This is a genomic window from Bradyrhizobium sp. CCBAU 51765, assembly GCF_015291725.1.
In the GTDB taxonomy this organism is placed as follows: domain Bacteria; phylum Pseudomonadota; class Alphaproteobacteria; order Rhizobiales; family Xanthobacteraceae; genus Bradyrhizobium; species Bradyrhizobium liaoningense.
Map to the genome: position 1 here is coordinate 5,942,764 of NZ_CP030038.1, position 18,777 is coordinate 5,961,540.

The following is an 18,777-nucleotide window of genomic DNA, read 5'->3' on the forward strand; positions in this document are numbered from 1 at the left end:
TCGAGCCCGGAATCTCGAGATTCCGGGTTCGCCCTTCGGGCGCCCCGGAATGACGTCTCATTTGCACCGACGGCTACGTCGTCAGCCAAACCGCCTTCTACGCCATTCGATCAGCTTGGCGCTGACCTCTTCCGGCTTCTCCTGCTGCGTCCAATGGCCGCTGTCCTTCACCAGATACTTCTCGAGGTCGGAGATCAGATTCTCCATGCCGTCGGCCGCCGAAGGCGGCAGCACCGCATCGTTCTCGGCCATGATCATCAGCGACGGGACGTGGATGTGATGATCCAATCCCTCCGCGCGTTCCCAATTGCGCGTAAAATTGCGATACCAGTTGATGCCGCCGGTGAATCCGGTCTTCGTGAACGTGTCGACGAACACCTTCTTCTCCTCCGCCGACAGGATCGGCGTGCGCGGATCGACCTTGGCATCATAGGCCGCGATCATCTGCGGAAACGCGAGGTTGGTTTTCGGCGATGCGCCGACGCCGGCGACCGGCGGCGCTTCCGGTTTCGCCGCCGGCCGCGGCAGCGGCTTGCGCATGAAGGCGTCGAAGGTCTGCTCGACACGGCTGCCGAAGATCCTGTCCGGCTCGCGTGCGGGATCCTGGAACTGGACGATGTACATCTGATCGCCGAAGCGTTGGCGGAACAGGGCAATGGGATCGATCGGCGCGCGGTCCCAATGCGGCGTGTTGACGCCGACGACGCCGGCGACGCGCGAAGGGTGACGCAGCGGCATCTGCCAGACCACGAAGCCACCCCAGTCATGGCCGACGAAGATCGCCTTGTCGATGTTCAAGTGATCGAGCAGCCCGACGAGATCGCCGGTCAAATGCTCCATGTCATAGGCTTCGACCGCCTCGGGCCGCTCGGTCGCGCCATAGCCGCGCTGGTCCGGCGCGATCACCCGGATGCCGGCCTCGCTCAGCGCCTTGATCTGGTGACGCCAGGAGAAGGCGAGCTCCGGCCAGCCGTGACAAAGCACGAGCGGCGGTTTGTCATCTTTCGGACCCGCCTCGTAATAGCCCATGCGGATTCCGTTCGTCTGTGCGAACTTGAGCGGCGGCATTTCAATCATCATGGCTTCCTATTCCGCCGCGCCCTTGATATCGGCGGACGGCGGCACATAGGCGGCCTCCAGCGCGGCAAACTCCTCCGGCAGCATATCGCACATCACCTGCACATGCGGAATGATGTTGGCGCCGACGATGAAACCGAAGTCGAGCTGGTCGCGATAGCTCTGCACGGTGATGTTGAGGGCCTGCCCGTGCGTCGAAATCGACACCGGGAAGATATGCAGCAGCTCGGCGCCCGCGGCATAGAGCGTCTGCCGCGGCCCGGGCACGTTGGACACCGTGATGTTGGCGGCCGGCGGCAGCACGTCCGACAGGTTGGAGCGGCTGTACAGCAGCGCCAGGATCTGCACCATGATCGGCGCGCCCAGCATGGAGATGTTGGAGACCTGCGGCATCAGGGCACGCAAGGGATGCGACATCTCCTTGGACTTGGTCGATTGCGCGATGATGGCCTCCAGCCGCGCCTTGGGATCCTCGATGTTGGTCGCGATCGCGCAGATCATTCCGAACACCTGGTTGTTGGCCTCGGTGTTGCCTTCCTCGCGCAGCGAGATCGGCACGGCGGCGGTCAAGGATTTCGCCGGCAGCGTGCCATATTGCAGGAGGTAGCGCCGGACCACGCCGGAGGCCAGCGCCAGCACCACGTCGTTGAGCTTGCCGCCGGCCTGCTTGGCCAGGGCCTTCGCCCGCGACAGCGGGATCGACACGCCGGCAAAGCTTCGCTCCGACGAGATCGTCTTGTTGAGCATGGTCGGCGGCGACACCATGCTGGCGAGGCTCTCGCGCGACTTGGGATCGGCGACCTTGCCGAGCACGTCGGAGACGCTTTTCAGCACGGTCGGGATGTTGCCGGCGAAGCGCACCGCGCTCTCGATCTGGTACATCGCGTTGTCGAACAGGATCGAGCCGATGTCGCTCTTGCCGGTGCGCGGCAATTGCAGGTTCTTCGCGGCCTGCGAAGCGTCGAGCGGTTGAGAGAAGAGCTGCTGATAGGAATCGAGCAGGTTCGCGGCGATGTCGCGCGGCTCCTGTCCGGGCTTGCTTCCAGCCGTCGGCGGATCGACCTTCCGCGGAATCGGCGAGATATCGTAGATCATGTTGGTCAGCGCAGCGCCCGCGCCGCCATCGATCGCAGCATGATGCATCTTGGAATAGAGCCCGACCTCATTGTCCTTCATGCCCTCGAAGACGTAGAACTCCCAGAGCGGGCGCGCGCGGTTCAGGAGCTTGGCGTGCATCCAGCCGACGATACGTTCGAGCGTGGCGCGGTCGCGCGGTTGCGGCAGGCTGGCGCGAAAAATATGACGATCGATGTCGAACTGATCATCCTCGACCCAGGAGGGATGATCGATGTCAAGCGGCGCCTTCTCCAGCCGTGCCTTGAGGATCGGCGCGATGTGCAGGCGCGAGAGGATCATCGCCTTGAAGTCTTCGAAAAAGTCGCCCTTGTAATCGTCGGGCAGGCGGAAGATCGCCATGCTGCCGACATGCATCGGCATTTCGGGTGTTTCCAGATAGAGAAACGACGCGTCCAGCGACGACAGCTTCTTCCCGTCGGCCATGGTTCCCTCCCGCAGGATCTGACGGGCGCCTTGGACGGCGCTTCTCGTCAGGCGGATACTGCCTGTTCCGGCGGGGCATATGCAATGGCAAACGGCCCGGCCCGGTCAAATGGCCGGAACTCCCCCTCCGGTTGCGCCAGGCGGTCCGCCACGGCCCACAGCGCTGCGGGGTTCACCCCGAGCCCGATGTGGCTCGCCAAATGCACCTCGATGTTCTCGGCACGCGCGGAGGGACGAAGCAGACAGGTCCGCCAGTTCACGACGCCGTCAGCGCGCGAATAGATCGACGTCGTCGGCACCGGCAGATCGCCGGCGATCGCCTCGCGCGCTTCGGCAAAATCCTCGACCCGCTCGCCTGACATCGCCTCGTAAAGCCGCGTGGCGTTGGTCGCCCGCACGTCGTTGGCGAAAGGGCTGCCGAGCGTGATGACGTAACGGACCTTGTCGGGTGCCCAAAGCGCGAGATCGCGGGCATAGACGCCGCCGAGGCTCCACCCGACCAGGCTGACCTTGCGTCCGGTCGCGGCATGGATTTCGGTCAGGCGGGTGCGCAGCGAATCCCGCATCCGCCCGAGCCCGCCGAGATTGCGGCCCATCCGCCAGGCATGTGCCTCATAACCGAGCTCGCTGAGGTAGCGCCGCATCGGCGCCATCGAGAGGTCGCTGGCGAGAAAGCCCGGCAGCGCTAGCACCGGATGGCCGTCGCCCCTCGGCGCGCGCATCAGGAGCGGCGACAGCAGCAGGCTTGCATTCAATTCGAACAGTCCACGGGCTTCGGCCAGCAGCAGGCCGAGACCTGGCGGACGAAGCCGGCCCGATTCCAGCGCCCCGTCCGGTCCGGTCGACACTATTTTTTCTTGTCGCCGCTGCGGGTGCCGCCGAGGCCGGCCATCGCGACGAACATGTCCTGAAACCGCTCGGCGATCTTGGGATCGAAGGTGAACCAGCTCTGGATCAGGGATTCCGGCGAGACCTTCTCGATGTTGCTGAGAACCTGCTGCTGCAACTTGTCCATCACCGCCGCCTGCATCGGCGCCACGTCCGGCAGACCGAAGAACTGGCGAGCCTCGAGGGGGGTGCAGTCGATTTCGATGTTAACCTTCATGTCCCCTCCAGATGAGATTCGAGCGGCCTGTCGGAGTATCGCCGCGAGTTGTGGTGCAACGCAAGCGACCTGATGCCGGTGCGACATGCTCCGTCCGGCAATCAGCCGGCATGGTCAACCAAAGTCGAAAGACATGGTCCTCCATGCCGGGCGACACGGTCAGCATTGCTGCACAGCGGCGCAACTTGGCGCGTTCCTTGCTGGAATGACGCTTGCACGGGTCGATAACTCTGGGCAACATGGATCAGTCAGCCTCGCCGAACAATCAAAAATCACCGGCGTGGCAGTGCGGAGAGGGTCAAGAATGTCAATCGGTCAAGGTCTGTTTGCGGCGGCGCTCGCCGGTGCGCTTGCGTTGGCGGTCTCGCCGGCGTCAAGCCAGACGCTACGTTATGCCAATCAGGGTGACCTGAAGTCGCTCGATCCCTACACCCTGAACGAGAGCACCACCCACGCCCATCTTGGCCACGTCTATCAGGGCCTCACCGCGCGCGACAAGGACCTCAAGATCATTCCGGCACTGGCCGAGAGCTGGGAAACGCCGGAGCCGACCCGCTGGCGCTTCCATCTGCGCAAGGGCGTGAAATTCCACAACGGCGATCCCTTCACCGCCGACGACGTGCTGTTCTCCGCCGACCGCGTCCGCAAGAAGGGGTCCAACATGCAGACCCGCCTTGCGCCCGACGTCAAGGTGGTCAAGGTCGACGACTACACCGTCGATTTCGTTCTGCCCTCGCCTAATCCAATCCTGCATAATTCGTGGGATGTCTGGTACATCATGGACAAGAAGTGGGCCGAGGCGAACAACGTCGTCGATCCGACGCCGGTGGCGGCGACCACGCCGAGCTACGCCTCGCTGCACGAGAACGGCACCGGTCCCTTCATCATCGAAAGCCATCAACCCGGCGTGAAGACGGTGTTCAAGGCCAACCCCAACTATTGGGGCAAGGTGGAAGGCAATTTGAAGGAGATCATCTTCACCCCGATCGCCTCCGACGCCACACGCGTCGCCGCGCTGCTGTCGGGCGAAGTCGACGTCATCGAGCCGGTGCCGATCCAGGACATCTCCCGCGTCGATTCCAGCCCGAATGCCCAGGTTCTGAAGGGGCCGGAGCTGCGCACCATCTTCATCGGCTTCGACCAGACTCGCGATGAGCTGCTCTACTCCAACATCAAGGGCAAGAACCCCTTCAAGGACGCCCGCGTCCGCGAAGCCTTCTACAAGGCCATCGACATCGAGCTGATCAAGACGCGCGTGATGCGCGGCCTGTCGACGCCGTCGGCTCTGATGATCGCGCCGGAATTGTTCGCGCTCTCCAAGGATTTCACGCGGCCGAAATTCGATCCCGACGGCGCCAAGAAGCTCCTGACCGAGGCCGGTTACCCCGACGGCTTCGAAGTCACCATGGACTGCCCGAACGATCGTTACGTCAACGACGCCGCGATCTGCCAGGCCGTCGTCGGCATGCTCGCGCGCATCGGCGTCAAGATCAATCTGCTGGCGCAGCCGAAGGCGCAGTACTTCGCCAAGGTGCTGAAGCAGGGCGGCTACCAGACCTCGTTCTACCTGCTGGGCTGGACGCCGAGCACCATGGATTCCCATAACGTGCTCTACGACATCATGGGCTGCCGCGACGATGCGAAATCCTCGCGCGGCGAGGCCAATCTCGGCGGCTACTGCAACAAGGAGTTCGATGCCATCACCGACAAGGTGCTGGTCGAGACCGACACCGCCAAGCGCAACCAGCTAATCAAGCAGGCCTACGAGATCGGCATGAAGGACTGGGCCTACATTCCGCTGCACCAGCAGGCGCTGGCATGGGGCGTATCGAAAAAGGTCAACCTGCCGCAGCGCGCCGACAATCTGGTCATGTTCCACTGGGCGACCAAGAAGGAATAGCGTCAGTTGAACACAGGGTCCCGGTCGCGTGAGGCGTCCGGGACCATTCCTTTTCCGGCCGACAAAGATGTCAGCCGCACGCACACCCAAGGACAGTGGAAGGCATGCTCGCTTTCACTCTTCGCCGCGCCGTTCAGGCCATCGGCGTCATGTTCGCCGTCGGCATCATCGCGTTCTCGATGTTCCGCTTCGCCGGCGACCCCGTCAACCAGATCGTCTCGATCGATACCTCGGCGGCCGAGCGCGCGATCGTGCGCAAATCGCTCGGCCTCGACGATCCCGTGCCGGTGCAGTTCGTGCGCTATTTCGCCGATGCCGCGCAATTCAAGTTCGGCGTCTCCTACCAGTTCCGCCAGCCGGTCTCGGCGCTGTTGATGGAGCGCATGCCCGCGACACTGGAGCTGGCGATCTGCGCGACCGTCTTCGCGATGGTGTTCGGCATCCTGATGGGCGTCTATTCGGCGCTCAAACGCGACACGGTGCTGGCCAAACTGTTCCAGGCCGTTTCGCTTGTAGGCATCTCGCTGCCGACTTTCCTGATCGGCATTCTCCTGATCTATCTGTTCGCGGTGACATTGGGCTGGTTGCCCTCGTTCGGCCGCGGCGAGGTGGTCAAGCTCGGCTGGTGGACGACGGGCCTGCTCACGCTGTCCGGACTGAAGGCACTGATCATGCCCTCGATCACGCTCGGCCTGTTCCAGATGACCCTGATCATGCGGCTGGTACGCGCGGAGATGCTGGAAGTGCTGCGGACCGACTATATCCGTTTCGCCCGCGCGAGGGGGCTGACCACCCGTGCCATCCATTTCGGCCACGCGCTGAAGAACACGCTGATTCCGGTGATCACGGTGGCCGGGCTTCAGTTTGGCTCGGTTATTGCATTTTCCATCATCACCGAAACCGTGTTCCAGTGGCCGGGCATGGGACTTCTGTTCGTCCAGGCCGTGCAAAATGTCGATATCCCGATCATGGCCGCCTACCTGCTGATGGTCTCGCTGATCTTCGTCACCATCAATCTGGTGGTCGACATTCTCTATACCGTGGTCGATCCGCGCCTGCGCTCGACCATCGGTCGCGCCGCATAAGGCAGCCCTGCATGTCCGACGCCGTCGTCTCCAGTTCCGACAAGCAGAACGCGCAGCCGGCACAGGCCGCCCAGAACTGGTTCAGGCGCGCGCTCGACAGCGATCTCTTTTATTCTTTCCGGCGTTCCAAGCTCACCATGGTGGCGGCGACCATCACGGTCTTGTTTTTCCTGCTCGCGATCTTTGCATCCGTGCTCGCGGTGCAGAACCCGTTCGATCCGGCGCAGCTGCAATTGATGAATTCGCGGATCTCGCCGCTGTGGACCACCGACGGCCAGAGCCCGTTCCTGCTCGGCACCGATGAGCAGGGCCGCGACGTGTTCTCTGCCATTCTCTATGGCATGCGCATCTCGCTCGCCGTCGGCGTCGCCGGCGTGATCTTCGCCGGCGCGCTCGGCATCGGGCTCGGCCTGATCGCCGGCTATTTCGGCGGCGCAGTCGACGGCGTGATCATGCGGATCGCCGACGTTCAACTCACCTTCCCCGCCATCCTGATCGCGCTGCTGGTCAACGGCATCGCGAAATCGATCCTCGGCAACCGGCTCGACGCCACCAGCATGCTGGTGGTGCTGGTAATCTCGATCGGCCTGAGCTTCTGGGTGGGGTACGCGCGGACGGTGCGCGGCTCCGTGATGGTCGAGAAGAACAAGGACTACGTGGCTGCCGCGCAGCTGATCGGCCTGCCTGCGCCGAAGATCATGCTGCGGCATGTGTTGCCGAACACGATGGGCCCGATCCTGGTCATCGCGACGATCAACCTTGCGCTCGCCATCATCACCGAGGCGACGCTCTCCTTCCTCGGCGTCGGTCTGCCCGACACCATGCCATCGCTCGGCACGCTGATCCGCATCGGCAACAACTATCTGTTCGCCGGCGAATGGTGGATCGTCGCTTTCCCCGGTTTTGCGCTCGCCGCCCTGATCCTCTCCATCAACCTGCTTGGCGACTGGCTGCGCGACGCGCTCAACCCGAAGCTTCGATGAGTATGCTGCGCCCATGACCGAACCCGTTCTCTCCGTGCGCAACCTTCAGGTGGAGTTCGCCTCCCGCCGAGGTACCTTGCGCGCCATCGACGACGTCTGCTTCGACATCGCCAAGGGCGAGGTGCTCGGCGTCGTCGGCGAGTCGGGCGCCGGCAAGTCCGTCACCGGCCTCTCGGTAATCGGCCTGATCGATCCGCCCGGCCGCATCGCCGGCGGCGAGATTCGTCTCGCGGGCCTGCGCATCGACAATCTGCCGCCGGAGCAGATGCGCCGGATCAGGGGCAAGCGCATCGGGATGATCTTCCAGGATCCCCTCACCTCGCTCAATCCGCTGTACAGGGTCGGCGACCAGATCGTGGAGACGATCCGGACGCACCTCAATCTGTCGGAGCAGGCGGCGCGCCGCCGCGCCATCGACCTGCTCGCCGAGGTCGGCATTCCCGCGCCCGAAAAGCGGATCGACGGCTATCCGCACGAGTTCTCCGGCGGCATGCGCCAGCGCGTGGTGATTGCGCTCGCGATCTGTGCCGAGCCGGAGCTGATCATCGCGGACGAGCCGACCACCGCGCTCGACGTTTCCGTGCAGGCCCAGATCATCTCGCTGATCAAGCGGCTCGGGCGCGACCACGGCACTGCGGTCATGCTGGTGACTCACGACATGGGCGTGATCGCGGAGACCTCGGACCGCGTCGCGGTGATGTATGCCGGCCGCATCGCGGAGATCGGCCCGGTGCAGGATGTCGTGAGAAACCCGCTGCATCCCTACGCCAAGGGCCTGATGGGCGCGATCCCGACGCTTGCGGGCGAGGACAAGCGCCTCGTGCAGATTCCCGGCTCCATGCCGCGGCTGTCGGCGATCCCGCGTGGTTGCTCGTTCAATCCGCGCTGCGCCTTCGCCTTCGATCGCTGCCGCGTGGAGCGGCCGGAGCCGCTGCCGCGCGGCGCGCAATCGGTCGCGTGCCATCTCTATGACACCGTGCCGGCGGAGAGCGCGGCATGAGCATTCCCTTCGTCCAGGCCACGAATCTGCGGCGCGTTTTCGACGTCTCGAAACCCTGGCTCAACCGCATGCTCGAAGGTGGTCACCTCGAATACCTCAAGGCGGTGGATGGCGTCACTTTCGACATCAGAAAGGGCGAGACGTTCGCTCTGGTCGGCGAGTCCGGCTCCGGCAAGACCACGGTGGCGCGGATGGTCGTCGGCCTCCTGCCGCCGAGTTCCGGCGACGTCCTGATCGACGGCGTCTCGATGACCGATCCGCGGCAGGCGCCGGCGCGGCGAAAGCTGCGTCGCCGCATTCAGATGATCTTCCAGGATCCCTATGCAAGCCTGAACCCGCGCTTCCGCGTGGATGCCATCATCTCCGAGCCGATCCGCGCCTTCGACCTGATCCAGGGCGAACGTGACATCCAGGCCCGCGTCGGCGAGCTGCTCAGCCTCGTCGGGCTGCATCCCGACGACCGGCTGAAATTTCCGCATGAGTTTTCTGGTGGCCAGCGCCAGCGCATCGCGATCGCGCGCGCTCTCGCCTCCGACGCCGAGTTCATCGTCTGCGACGAGCCGACCTCGGCGCTCGACGTCTCGGTGCAGGCACAGATCCTGAACCTGATGCGCGACCTCCAGGACAAGTTCGGCCTGACCTACATGTTCATCAGCCACAACCTCGCCGTGGTCCGCCACATGGCGAGCCGCGTCGGCGTGATGTATCTCGGCCGCATCGTCGAGATCGCGGAAGGACGCGAGCTGTTTGCCCGCCCGCGCATGCCCTACACCAAGATGCTGCTGGGCGCCGTGCCCGATCTCGCCATGAGCGGCCGCCAGCGCATTCCGGTCAAGGGCGAGATCCCGAACCCGATCAATCCGCCCCCGGGCTGCGCCTTCAATCCACGCTGCCCGCTCGCGTTCGATCTCTGCCGCAAGGAGATCCCGGAACTTATCGACGGCGTCGCCTGCCACGCCGTCAACACCGCGCCGGTCCCGGCGTGACGCGCGCGTGCCATGCAGCCTGCGCATTTGGCGGCGGCGTGGCCCTGTGATCAATTGCGCGCGCCGGAAATAAGGTGGTGAAGTTCATGGGCAGCAATATCAATCCCGATCCGTTCACGACGAGGCCCGAGATCGAAGGCACGTTCGGGGTCGTCGCCACCACGCACTGGATTGCGACGGCCGTCGGCATGGCCATTCTGGAAAAGGGCGGGAATGCTTTCGATGCCGGCGTTGCCACCGCCTTCACGCTCCAGGTGGTCGAGCCCCATTTGAACGGTCCCGGCGGGGACGTACCCATCATCGTCCACGACGTGAAGCGCGGCCGCACCGAGGTGATCTGCGGTCAGGGCCCGGCACCCGCGCGCGCCACCATCGCACACTACAGAAGCGAAGGCCTCGACATGGTGCCCGGCACCGGCCTGCTCGCCGCCTGCGTTCCCGGCACTTTCGAATCCTGGATGATGCTGCTGCGCGACTACGGCACGATGCGCGTGCGCGACGTGCTGGAGCCGGCGATCTCCTACGCCCGCGACGGCTATCCGCTGGTCGAACGCGCCTGCGCCACGATCCAGACCGTCGAGCAGCTGTTCCGCAAGTATTGGCCGACCTCGGCCGCGGTGTATCTTCCAGACGGCAAGGTGCCGAAGCCCGGCACGCTCTTCACCAACAAGACGCTGGCCGCAACCTACGCCCGCATCCTCAGCGAAGCCGAGAGCGGCGGTGGGGGCCGTGACGCCGAGATCGAGCGTGCGCGAAAAGCCTGGTCGCAAGGCTTCGTTGCGGAGGCCATCGACAAGTTCTGCCGGACGCAGGAGGTGATGGACGTCAGCGGCTCGCCTCATCGGGGCGTGCTCTCGGCCGAAGACATGGCACGCTGGCAGCCGACGGTCGAGGCGCCGCTCACTTACGACTATGGCCGGTACACCGTCTGCAAGGCCGGCGTCTGGAGCCAGGGCCCCGTCACGCTCCAGCAGCTCGCGCTGCTCAAGGGCTTTGCGCTCAACGGGCTCGATCCGACCGGGCCGGAGTTCATCCATCTCCAGATCGAATGCGCCAAGCTCGCCTTCGCCGACCGCGAGAAATTCTATGGCGATCCCAAGTTCAACGAGATTCCGATCGGAACGCTGTTGTCGGATGCCTACAATGACGAGCGGCGCAAGCTGATCACCGACACGGCTTCGCTCGATCTCCTCCCCGGTTCGGTCGAAGGCTTTGGCGGCGAGGTCAAGCTGCGCCGCGCCGAGGGCCAGCGCGAGGCCGTCGGCGCGCTTGGTGCCGGCGAGCCGACGGTGGGGCGCTTCGGCGAGGTGCGCGGCGACACCGTGCATTTCGACATCATCGACAAGGCCGGCAACATGGTGTCCTCGACGCCGTCGGGCGGATGGCTGCAATCCTCGCCAATCATTCCGGAGCTCGGCTTCTGCCTCGGCAGCCGCGCCCAGATGTTCTGGCTGGAGGAAGGTCATCCCGCCGCGCTCGCGCCGGGCAAGCGGCCGCGCACGACGCTGTCGCCGACCATGGCATTGCGCGATGGCGAGCCGTATCTCGCCTGGGGCTCGCCCGGTGGCGACCAGCAGGACCAGTGGATCACGCAGTTCTTCCTGCGCCACGTTCATTGCAATCTGAATCTCCAGGAGGCAATCGACGCACCGGCCTGGCACTCCGAGCACTTCCCGATCTCGTTCTGGCCGCGCACCGCGCGCCCCGGCGTGCTCGTGGTCGAGAACCGCGTGCCGAAGGCGACGATCGAGAACCTGCGCGAGCGCGGGCATATCGTCGAGGTCGGTCCCGACTGGTCGGAAGGCCGCCTCACCGCGGCCTCGCGCGTCGGCGTGCGCCGCCGCGCCGCCGCCAATCCCCGCGGCATGCAGGGCTACGCCGCAGGACGCTGAAGGTAGCACAATGACCTGGTCGATCATCGCGCGTGACCCTGCCACCGGCCAGTTTGGCATTGCGGTAGCGACCCGCTTCTTCGCCGTCGGCGCGCGGGTCCCCTACATTGCCGCCGGTGTCGGCGCCATCGCAACGCAGGCCTTCGTCAACCCCTATTACGGCCTCGACGGCGTCAAGCTGCTGCGCGAAGGTTTGAACGCGCATGACGTGCTCGCCACCCTGCTCGCGACCGACGACGGTCGCGAGAGCCGCCAGATCCACATCATGGATGCCAGCGGCGAGATCGCAGCGCATACGGGGCGCGATTGTGTCGACTGGTGCGGTCACATCGCGGGCAGCGGCTTCTCGATCGCGGGCAACATGCTCGCCTGCGCCGACGTGCTCGACGAGACGGCAAAGACCTACATCGCCAATGACAGCCTCCCCTTCCCGCGCCGCCTGCTCGCGGCGATGCGCGCAGGCGAAGCCGCCGGCGGGGACAAGCGCGGCAAGCAGTCCGCCGCGCTGCTGATCCACGGCGAGGAGGAATGGCCGGCGCTCGACGTTCGCGCCGACGATCATCCCGATCCGCTCGGCGAGCTCGAGCGGCTCGAAGAGGTCAGCCACGAGCTCTGGGTGCACTTCCGCGCCTCCATGCCGACGCGGCAGAACCCGGCCGGCAACACCGATCGCAGCGTCATCGACGCCAGCATCGCAGCAGCGCGGGCAAGGCGCTCATGAGCCCGAGCCCCCTCATCGAGATCAGGGATCTGCGCATCCGCTTTCACGGCGACGACGGCCGCGTCACGCACGCCGTCGACAGCGTCGATCTCAGTGTCGCCCATGGCGCCACGCTCGGCCTCGTCGGCGAATCCGGCTGCGGCAAGAGCGTGACGTCGCTGGCCATCATGGGCCTCTTGCCGAAGCAGAGCGCGGAGATATCAGGCGCGATCCGCTTCGACGGTTTCGACCTGTTGAAGACCCCGGACCAGACGCTGCGCGACCTCCGCGGCAATCGGCTGGCGATGATCTTCCAGGAACCGATGACCTCGCTCAACCCGAGTTTCACGATCGGCGACCAGATCATCGAAACGATCCTGCGCCATCGCGGCGGCTCGCGGAAGAGTGCGCGGAACCGCGCAATCGAGCTGCTGCGCCGCGTCCACATCCCATCACCCGAGCGGCGCATCGACGAGTATCCGCACAAGCTCTCGGGCGGCATGCGCCAGCGCGTCATGATCGCGATGGCGCTGGCCTGCGACCCGCGCCTCCTTATCGCCGACGAGCCGACGACCGCGCTCGACGTCACCTTGCAGGCCCAGATCCTGGAATTGATGCGCGAGTTGAAAGCGGCGAGCGGCGCCGCGATCATCCTGATCACCCACGATCTCGGCGTCGTCGCCGAGGTCTGCGACGAGGTAGCCGTGATGTATGCCGGCGAGATCGTCGAGCGCGCGCCGGTGGACGAGCTGTTCTCGGCTCCGCAGCATCCTTATACGGTCGGTCTGCTCGGCTCGATCCCGCGGCTCGACCACCGCGCCGAGCAGCTTGCGACGATCGAAGGCATGGTTCCGAACATGGCGCAGCCGCCCGCCGGTTGCCGCTTCGCCGCGCGCTGTCCCTTCATGCTGGATGCCTGTACGAAGGCGCCGCCGCCGCTGCTGGAAGTCGGCCCCGGTCACCTCTCGCGCTGTATCCGCGCGCCGCTCGAACTGTTGGTGTCGTGATGGCCCTGCTCGAGGTCGAAGGCCTGGTCAAGCATTTCGTCGCCGAGCGCTCGCTGTTCGGCCGCGCATTGGCGCACGTCAAGGCCGTCGATGGCGTTTCGTTCTCGCTCGACGCCGGCAAGACGCTGGCCCTCGTCGGCGAATCCGGATGCGGCAAGTCCACCGTCAGCCGCCTGGTCTTGCGGCTGATCGAGCCGGATGCGGGCGCGGTCCGCTTCGACGGCCGCGACCTGCTCTCGCTCGACGCCAACGGCTTGCGCGCCTTCCGGCGTGAAGCCCAGATCATCTTCCAGGATCCCTACGCCTCGCTCAATCCGCGCATGACGGTCGGGCAGATCCTGACCGAGCCGCTGGCGCTGCACGATCTCGTTCCGGCGCCGCGACGATCCGAGCGCGTTTCCGAGCTGCTGCGGCTGGTCGGGCTCGAGCCGCGGCTGGCGCGGCGCTATCCGCATGAATTCTCCGGCGGTCAGCGCCAGCGCATCGCCATCGCGCGCGCACTCGCGGTCGAGCCGAAGCTGATCATCTGCGACGAGCCGGTCTCGGCGCTCGATGTCTCGATCCGCTCGCAGATCCTGAACCTGCTGAGCGAGCTGCAGGACCGGCTCGGCCTCGCCTACATTTTCGTTTCGCACGACCTCGCCGTGGTCAAGCACATCGCCGACCACGTCGCGGTGATGAATCTCGGCCAGATCGTCGAGACCGCGGAGGCGGATGCGCTGTTCGCCGCGCCGCGCCATCCCTACAGCCGGGCGCTGCTGTCCGCGATCCCTGTGCCTAAACCGCGGGCAAAGAGCAGCCGGATTGTGCTGCAGGGAGAGATCCCCAGCGCGATCAATCCGCCGCCGGGATGCCGCTTCCACACCCGCTGCCCTTATGTGGTCGACCGCTGCCGCAGCGAAATGCCTCGGCTCGTCGCGGATGGCATCGGACATGCAACGGCCTGCCACCGAACATCGGAACTGCCCTCCTCGGAGGCGATCGTCCCCATGGACGGCGGCTTCTCGCCGGTCCTGGAAAAACTGGTCGCAGCCTTCAGCGGCGGGCCGGAAGCAGCACGCGGCGGCGGGGTTCGTTCATTGGGGGCGGCCCCCACAACGCCGTGAAACAGAGGTCGAGAACGATGAGCTTTATGCGTTTGACAATCCTGGCGTCGGCATTGCTGACGTCGCTCGCGGGCACCGCCCAGGCGCAGACTACGCTTCGCATCGGCATCGCCGAGGACCCCGACATCCTCGATCCCAGCATCGGCCGCACTTATGTCGGCCGCATCGTCTTCTCCGCGTTCTGTGACAAGCTGTTCGACATCGACGAGAAGCTCAACATCGTGCCACAGCTGGCGTTGTCCTACGAGACATCGGCCGACGGCAAGGCCATGACGATCAAGCTTCGGCCGGGCGTCAAATTCCACGACGGCGAACCGCTGGACGCTGAAGCCGCAAAGTTCTCGATCGAGCGTCACATGACGCTGCCGACCTCGTTCCGCAAGTCCGAGCTCGCCAGCGTCGACCACGTCGAGGTGGTCGATCCTCTCACCATCAAGCTGGTGCTGAAGACGCCCTACTCGCCGCTGATCGCCCAGCTCACCGACCGCTCCGGCATGATGGTCTCGCCCAAGGCTGCGAAGGAGGCAGGCGACAAGTTCGGCCTGCATCCGGTCTGCGCCGGTCCCTACAAATTCGTCGAGCGCGTCCAGCAGGACCGCATGGTGTTCGAGAAGTTCGCCGACTACTGGAACAAGGACAACATCCACATCGACCGCGTCGTGTTCCAGCCGATCGTCGACGCCACCGTGCGCCTCGCCAATCTGAAATCCGGCGCGCTCGACCTGATCGAACGCGTGCTCGCCACCGACATCAAGGACGTCCGCGCCGATTCCCGGCTCGTATTGTCGACCGCGCCGGAACTTGGCTATCTCGGTCTGACCATCAACATCGGTAACGACAAGAATAAGGGCCCACTGAGCCAGTCGGCCAAAGTCCGGCAGGCGCTCGATCTGTCCATCGATCGCGAGGCTCTCAACCAGGTCGTGTTCAACGGAGAGTTCACTCCGGGCAATCAATGGGTCAGCCCGACGCATCCCTATTACCAGAAAGCATTCCCGGTTCGCGGCCGCGACGTTGCCAAGGCCAAGGCTCTGCTGAAGGAAGCGGGTGTCACCCTGCCGGTGACGGTAGACTACATGATCCCGAAGGGCGCGGAGAACGAGGCCGTCGCCCAGGTCGTCCAGTCGATGGCGGCGGAAGCCGGCTTCGACATCAAGATCCGCGCCGTCGAATTTGCAACGACCTTCAAGCAGGCCCAGGCCGGCGAGTTCCAGGTCTTCCAGATCAACTGGAGCGGCCGGATCGATCCCGACGGCAATTCCTACATCTTCATGCGCAGCAAGGCGCCGCAGAATGACGGAGGCTATTCCAATCCCGAGGCCGACAAGCTCTTGGAAGAGGGGCGAGCGACAGCGAACGTCGACGAGCGCAAGGCGATCTACGCCAAGCTGACCAAGGTCCTGCTCGACGACCTTCCGATCATCTACATCTATCACCGCACGCTCCTGATCGCGCACACCAAGAAGCTCGAGGGTTACCGGCAGATGCCCGATGGCCTCGTGCGCGTGGTCGGGCTGAAGTTCAAGTGATAGATCTGATGACGACGATGGCGTGTCCCGGACGCGGCGCAGCGCATGAGCGCTGCTCCGCAGAGCCGGGACCCACAGCAGCAGCGAACCGCGGCCATTGGGTCCCGGTTCAGCAGCGCAGCATTGCATGTTGCGCAGCGCCCGGGACACAAGCCGCACCATGCTGAATTTCCTCGCCCGCCGGATCGCGCAGATCGTGTCGACGCTGTTCTTCGTGTCGGTTCTGATCTTCTCGCTACAGCAATTGCTGCCGGGCGACCCCGCGCTGGTGATGGCCGGCGAGGAGCGCGATCCCGCCGTGATCGAGCAGATCCGCCAGCAATACAAGCTCGATCAGCCGGTCCCGGTCCAATATGTCTACTGGCTCAAGGGCGTCCTGACAGGCAATTTCGGCGAGTCGCTGCGCAACAAAATGCCGGTGCGCGAGCTGATCGCACAGAAGCTGCCCGTGACGCTGCAGCTCGGCTCGATGGCGATCCTGATCGCGTTCTGCATCGGCATTCCCGCCGGAATCATCTCCGCTGTGAAGAAAGGCACGGCCTGGGACTATGGCGCCAATCTGTTCGCGCTGTGGGGTATCTCGACGCCGAATTTCTGGCTCGGAATCCTCCTGATCTTCCTGTTCTCGATCAAGCTTGGCTGGCTGCCTGCCTCCGGCTACGTGCCGCTGACCGAGGACTGGCGCGCGAGTCTCGCCGCCACCATCATGCCGGCCTTCGTGCTCGGCAACGCGATTTCCGCGATCCTGATGCGACACACCCGCAGCGCCATGCTCCAGGTGCTGGAGAGCGACTATGTCCGCACCGCTCGCGCGAAGGGTCTTTCCGAGCGCTCGGTCATCCTCAAGCACGCCATGCGCAATGCGCTGACGCCGATCATCACGCTCGGCGCGCTCGAGCTCGGCACGCTGCTGTCGGGCGCGGTGCTGACCGAGCAGATCTTCTCCATTCCCGGCTTCGGCAAGCTGATTGTCGACGCCGTGTTCAATCGCGACTACGCCGTGGTGCAGGGCGTGGTGCTGGTGACGGCCACGGTTTACATCACCCTGAACCTCGTCGCCGACGTCGCCTATGGCCTCGTCAATCCGCGGCTGAGGGGCTAGGCGATGACGGACGCTGCGCTGCCCGCTAGCCCCGCCGCCCAAGCCTACGAGCTGGACAGCCCGGCGCGTCGTGCCCGGCGGCGGCTGTTCAAGCGCAAGGCGGCCGTGTTCGGGCTCGTCGTGATCACGGTATTCATCCTCCTTGCGGCGCTCGCGCCACTCGTCGTTCCCTACGATCCGATCGCGACGAGCTGGAGCCTGGTGCGCAAGCCGCCGACGGCGGCGCACTGGTTCGGCACCGACGAGCTCGGCCGCGATATCCTGAGCCGCGTCGTCTACGGCGCGCGCGCCTCCCTGCTCGCGGGTCTCATCTCGGTCGCGATCGCGCTCGGCATCGGCGTGCCGCTCGGCCTTCTCGCCGGCTATCGCGGCGGCTTCACCGACGCGCTGATCAGCCGGATCACCGATGCGATGCTGGCCTGCCCGTTCCTGATCCTGGCGATTGCGCTCGCCGCGTTCCTCGGCCCGAGCCTCGGCAATGCCATGATCGCGATCGGCATCTCGGCGACCCCTATCTTCATACGCCTGACCCGCGGCCAGGTGCTCGTCGTCAAGGCCGAGGACTATGTCGAGGCCGCGCGGGCGCTCGGCAATCCGCCGTGGCGGATCGCGTTCTCCCATATCCTGCCGAACATCCTGCCGGCGCTGCTGGTGCAGGCGACACTCTCGATCGCCGCCGCCATCATCGCGGAAGCCGCCCTGTCCTTCCTCGGCCTCGGCCAGCAGCCGCCCGCGCCGTCCTGGGGCAGCATGCTCAACGCCGCGCAACGCTTCCTGACCCAGGCGCCCTGGATGGCGATCTGGCCCGGGCTTGCGATCTTTCTCGTGGTGCTGTCGCTGAACCTGCTCGGCGACGGCCTTCGCGATGCGCTCGATCCGCGGCAGCGCTAGAGCCTTTTCCGTTCCGATGGAATCGGAACGGGGCTCTAGATTCTTGTTTTGACGCGTTTTCTTGACGCGAACCGGTGTCCACTTCGCTCGAAAACGCTCTAGATCACAACCTCGCGCATCACGCGGCGGCAGTCCATCTCGTATTCGAGATCGACGACCGGCGGCCGGGCAAAATGCCAGGTCAGACCGGAGCGCAAGGCGCCGCGGCGGACCAGTTCGTCGACCAGCGCGTGGTGGAAGTCATGCACGGAATAGGCCTGCACGCCGGTCGTGTCCTTCCAGCCGAAGCCGAAGGCGGCCATCCGGCTCTCCATCTGCGAGGTCGTGGTGAAGCGAACCTTTTCCCGCAAGCCTTCCGGGCTGAGGTCGCGGTAGCGCACGGTGCGCTCGACATAGGTACCGCTGCCCTCGCGTGCCTCGGCGCCGCCGGCAATGACGAAGCTGGGCGTGTTTGATCGCGTCGGTCGCGTGAAGGAGAATGCGTAGAAGGACGGCTCTGACGGCGGATCGATCTCCGGGCAGACATTGCTGCGCGCCACCGGATTGGTCGTGCCGTCGAAGATGCCCCACTCGGACAACGTCTTCACATAGTGCAGGTTGAACGCACGAAAGCCCTCCTCGCTGAAGGCCGCCGGCGAGCGCAGCTCGCAGGCACAGAACGCCGTCAATGGACGCCCCGCCTCCTGGATGAACTTTGCGGCCAGCGCAAATCCTTCAGCGAGCGGCACCAGGCGATCGAACCGGACGCGTTCGATCTCATAACCCTCATCCGCGACGGCGCCGGCGGAATACTGGAACACGGATGGAATGAAACGATAGTTTCCGGCGGAGAATTCGCGCGTCATGACGGACTC

The 18,777-nt window shown here is 65.0% G+C and carries 17 protein-coding genes; 12 read left to right on the forward strand and 5 right to left on the reverse strand.

Features of this window, described 5'->3' with window-relative positions:
• Positions 1 to 81: 81 nt before the first annotated feature.
• From XH96_RS28115 to XH96_RS28130, 4 genes are read right to left on the reverse strand one after another with little or no spacing between them, the layout of a single operon-like run.
• On the reverse strand, positions 82 to 1,077 hold the full coding sequence (locus XH96_RS28115; RefSeq protein WP_194394285.1) for an alpha/beta fold hydrolase: 996 nt from the start codon (positions 1,075 to 1,077) through the stop codon (positions 82 to 84).
• 9 nt (positions 1,078 to 1,086) lie between these two features.
• On the reverse strand, positions 1,087 to 2,637 hold the full coding sequence (locus tag XH96_RS28120; RefSeq protein WP_194388728.1) for a wax ester/triacylglycerol synthase family O-acyltransferase: 1,551 nt from the start codon (positions 2,635 to 2,637) through the stop codon (positions 1,087 to 1,089).
• Between the two features lie 47 nt (positions 2,638 to 2,684).
• Positions 2,685 to 3,485, reverse strand: coding sequence for a triacylglycerol lipase (locus XH96_RS28125; RefSeq protein WP_194388730.1), 801 nt, complete (start codon positions 3,483 to 3,485; stop codon positions 2,685 to 2,687).
• A complete protein-coding gene (locus tag XH96_RS28130; protein WP_194388732.1) occupies positions 3,485 to 3,742 on the reverse strand; it encodes a DUF6489 family protein in 258 nt (85 codons plus the stop codon). Before XH96_RS28130 ends, XH96_RS28125 begins: the two co-directional genes overlap by 1 nt.
• A 304-nt stretch (positions 3,743 to 4,046) precedes the next feature.
• Between XH96_RS28130 and XH96_RS28135 the strand changes: the two genes are divergently transcribed.
• The 12 genes from XH96_RS28135 (at position 4,047) to XH96_RS28190 (ending at position 17,923) form a co-directional block, all read left to right on the forward strand.
• Positions 4,047 to 5,642 (forward strand): ABC transporter substrate-binding protein, encoded by a 1,596-nt coding sequence (locus XH96_RS28135; protein ID WP_194388733.1) that lies wholly within the window; start codon positions 4,047 to 4,049, stop codon positions 5,640 to 5,642.
• A gap of 104 nt (positions 5,643 to 5,746) precedes the next feature.
• Entirely contained in the window at positions 5,747 to 6,727 is a 981-nt protein-coding gene (locus XH96_RS28140; RefSeq protein WP_028178267.1) for an ABC transporter permease, read from the forward strand.
• An 11-nt stretch (positions 6,728 to 6,738) separates the two neighbouring features.
• Positions 6,739 to 7,710, forward strand: coding sequence for an ABC transporter permease (locus tag XH96_RS28145; RefSeq protein WP_194388735.1), 972 nt, complete (start codon positions 6,739 to 6,741; stop codon positions 7,708 to 7,710).
• Between the two features lie 13 nt (positions 7,711 to 7,723).
• Positions 7,724 to 8,710 carry an ABC transporter ATP-binding protein gene (locus XH96_RS28150; protein WP_194388737.1) on the forward strand — a complete coding sequence of 329 codons (987 nt, stop codon included), beginning with the start codon at positions 7,724 to 7,726 and terminating at the stop codon, positions 8,708 to 8,710.
• Entirely contained in the window at positions 8,707 to 9,696 is a 990-nt protein-coding gene (locus XH96_RS28155; protein ID WP_194388739.1) for an ABC transporter ATP-binding protein, read from the forward strand. The genes XH96_RS28150 and XH96_RS28155 overlap by 4 nt, the downstream gene beginning before the upstream one ends.
• An 86-nt stretch (positions 9,697 to 9,782) precedes the next feature.
• Positions 9,783 to 11,588 (forward strand): gamma-glutamyltransferase family protein, encoded by a 1,806-nt coding sequence (locus tag XH96_RS28160; protein WP_194388740.1) that lies wholly within the window; start codon positions 9,783 to 9,785, stop codon positions 11,586 to 11,588.
• Positions 11,589 to 11,598: 10 nt separating this feature from the next.
• Entirely contained in the window at positions 11,599 to 12,309 is a 711-nt protein-coding gene (locus tag XH96_RS28165) for a DUF1028 domain-containing protein (RefSeq protein ID WP_194388742.1), read from the forward strand.
• Positions 12,306 to 13,295: an ABC transporter ATP-binding protein gene (locus XH96_RS28170; protein ID WP_194388744.1), complete on the forward strand. Its 990-nt coding sequence runs from the start codon at positions 12,306 to 12,308 to the stop codon at positions 13,293 to 13,295. The genes XH96_RS28165 and XH96_RS28170 overlap by 4 nt, the downstream gene beginning before the upstream one ends.
• Complete coding sequence (locus XH96_RS28175; protein WP_194388746.1) at positions 13,295 to 14,401, forward strand: ABC transporter ATP-binding protein; 1,107 nt, start codon at positions 13,295 to 13,297, stop codon at positions 14,399 to 14,401. Before XH96_RS28170 ends, XH96_RS28175 begins: the two co-directional genes overlap by 1 nt.
• 17 nt (positions 14,402 to 14,418) lie before the next feature.
• Entirely contained in the window at positions 14,419 to 15,930 is a 1,512-nt protein-coding gene (locus tag XH96_RS28180; protein WP_194388748.1) for an ABC transporter substrate-binding protein, read from the forward strand.
• Positions 15,931 to 16,090: 160 nt separating this feature from the next.
• A complete protein-coding gene (locus tag XH96_RS28185; protein WP_194388750.1) occupies positions 16,091 to 17,032 on the forward strand; it encodes an ABC transporter permease in 942 nt (313 codons plus the stop codon).
• A gap of 3 nt (positions 17,033 to 17,035) precedes the next feature.
• The gene (locus tag XH96_RS28190) at positions 17,036 to 17,923 is read left to right on the forward strand and encodes an ABC transporter permease (RefSeq protein WP_194388752.1); all 888 of its coding nucleotides are present in this window, start codon (positions 17,036 to 17,038) and stop codon (positions 17,921 to 17,923) included.
• Positions 17,924 to 18,021: 98 nt separating this feature from the next.
• Here XH96_RS28190 and XH96_RS28195 read toward each other — a convergent pair whose 3' ends face one another.
• Complete coding sequence (locus XH96_RS28195) at positions 18,022 to 18,768, reverse strand: hypothetical protein (RefSeq protein WP_194388754.1); 747 nt, start codon at positions 18,766 to 18,768, stop codon at positions 18,022 to 18,024.
• Positions 18,769 to 18,777 lie beyond the last annotated feature (9 nt).

Excerpts from the sequence above, each read along its gene's own strand:
- XH96_RS28115 (WP_194394285.1), bottom strand. The coding sequence starts at position 1,077 with ATGATTGAAATGCCGCCGCTCAAGTTCGCACAGACGAACGGAATCCGC.
- XH96_RS28120 (WP_194388728.1), bottom strand. The coding sequence starts at position 2,637 with ATGGCCGACGGGAAGAAGCTGTCGTCGCTGGACGCGTCGTTTCTCTAT.
- XH96_RS28130 (WP_194388732.1), bottom strand. The coding sequence starts at position 3,742 with ATGAAGGTTAACATCGAAATCGACTGCACCCCCCTCGAGGCTCGCCAG.
- XH96_RS28135 (WP_194388733.1), top strand. The coding sequence starts at position 4,047 with ATGTCAATCGGTCAAGGTCTGTTTGCGGCGGCGCTCGCCGGTGCGCTT.
- XH96_RS28140 (WP_028178267.1), top strand. The coding sequence starts at position 5,747 with ATGCTCGCTTTCACTCTTCGCCGCGCCGTTCAGGCCATCGGCGTCATG.
- XH96_RS28145 (WP_194388735.1), top strand. The coding sequence starts at position 6,739 with ATGTCCGACGCCGTCGTCTCCAGTTCCGACAAGCAGAACGCGCAGCCG.
- XH96_RS28150 (WP_194388737.1), top strand. The coding sequence starts at position 7,724 with ATGACCGAACCCGTTCTCTCCGTGCGCAACCTTCAGGTGGAGTTCGCC.
- XH96_RS28155 (WP_194388739.1), top strand. The coding sequence starts at position 8,707 with ATGAGCATTCCCTTCGTCCAGGCCACGAATCTGCGGCGCGTTTTCGAC.
- XH96_RS28160 (WP_194388740.1), top strand. The coding sequence starts at position 9,783 with ATGGGCAGCAATATCAATCCCGATCCGTTCACGACGAGGCCCGAGATC.
- XH96_RS28165 (WP_194388742.1), top strand. The coding sequence starts at position 11,599 with ATGACCTGGTCGATCATCGCGCGTGACCCTGCCACCGGCCAGTTTGGC.
- XH96_RS28170 (WP_194388744.1), top strand. The coding sequence starts at position 12,306 with ATGAGCCCGAGCCCCCTCATCGAGATCAGGGATCTGCGCATCCGCTTT.
- XH96_RS28175 (WP_194388746.1), top strand. The coding sequence starts at position 13,295 with ATGGCCCTGCTCGAGGTCGAAGGCCTGGTCAAGCATTTCGTCGCCGAG.
- XH96_RS28180 (WP_194388748.1), top strand. The coding sequence starts at position 14,419 with ATGAGCTTTATGCGTTTGACAATCCTGGCGTCGGCATTGCTGACGTCG.
- XH96_RS28185 (WP_194388750.1), top strand. The coding sequence starts at position 16,091 with ATGCTGAATTTCCTCGCCCGCCGGATCGCGCAGATCGTGTCGACGCTG.
- XH96_RS28190 (WP_194388752.1), top strand. The coding sequence starts at position 17,036 with ATGACGGACGCTGCGCTGCCCGCTAGCCCCGCCGCCCAAGCCTACGAG.
- XH96_RS28195 (WP_194388754.1), bottom strand. The coding sequence starts at position 18,768 with ATGACGCGCGAATTCTCCGCCGGAAACTATCGTTTCATTCCATCCGTG.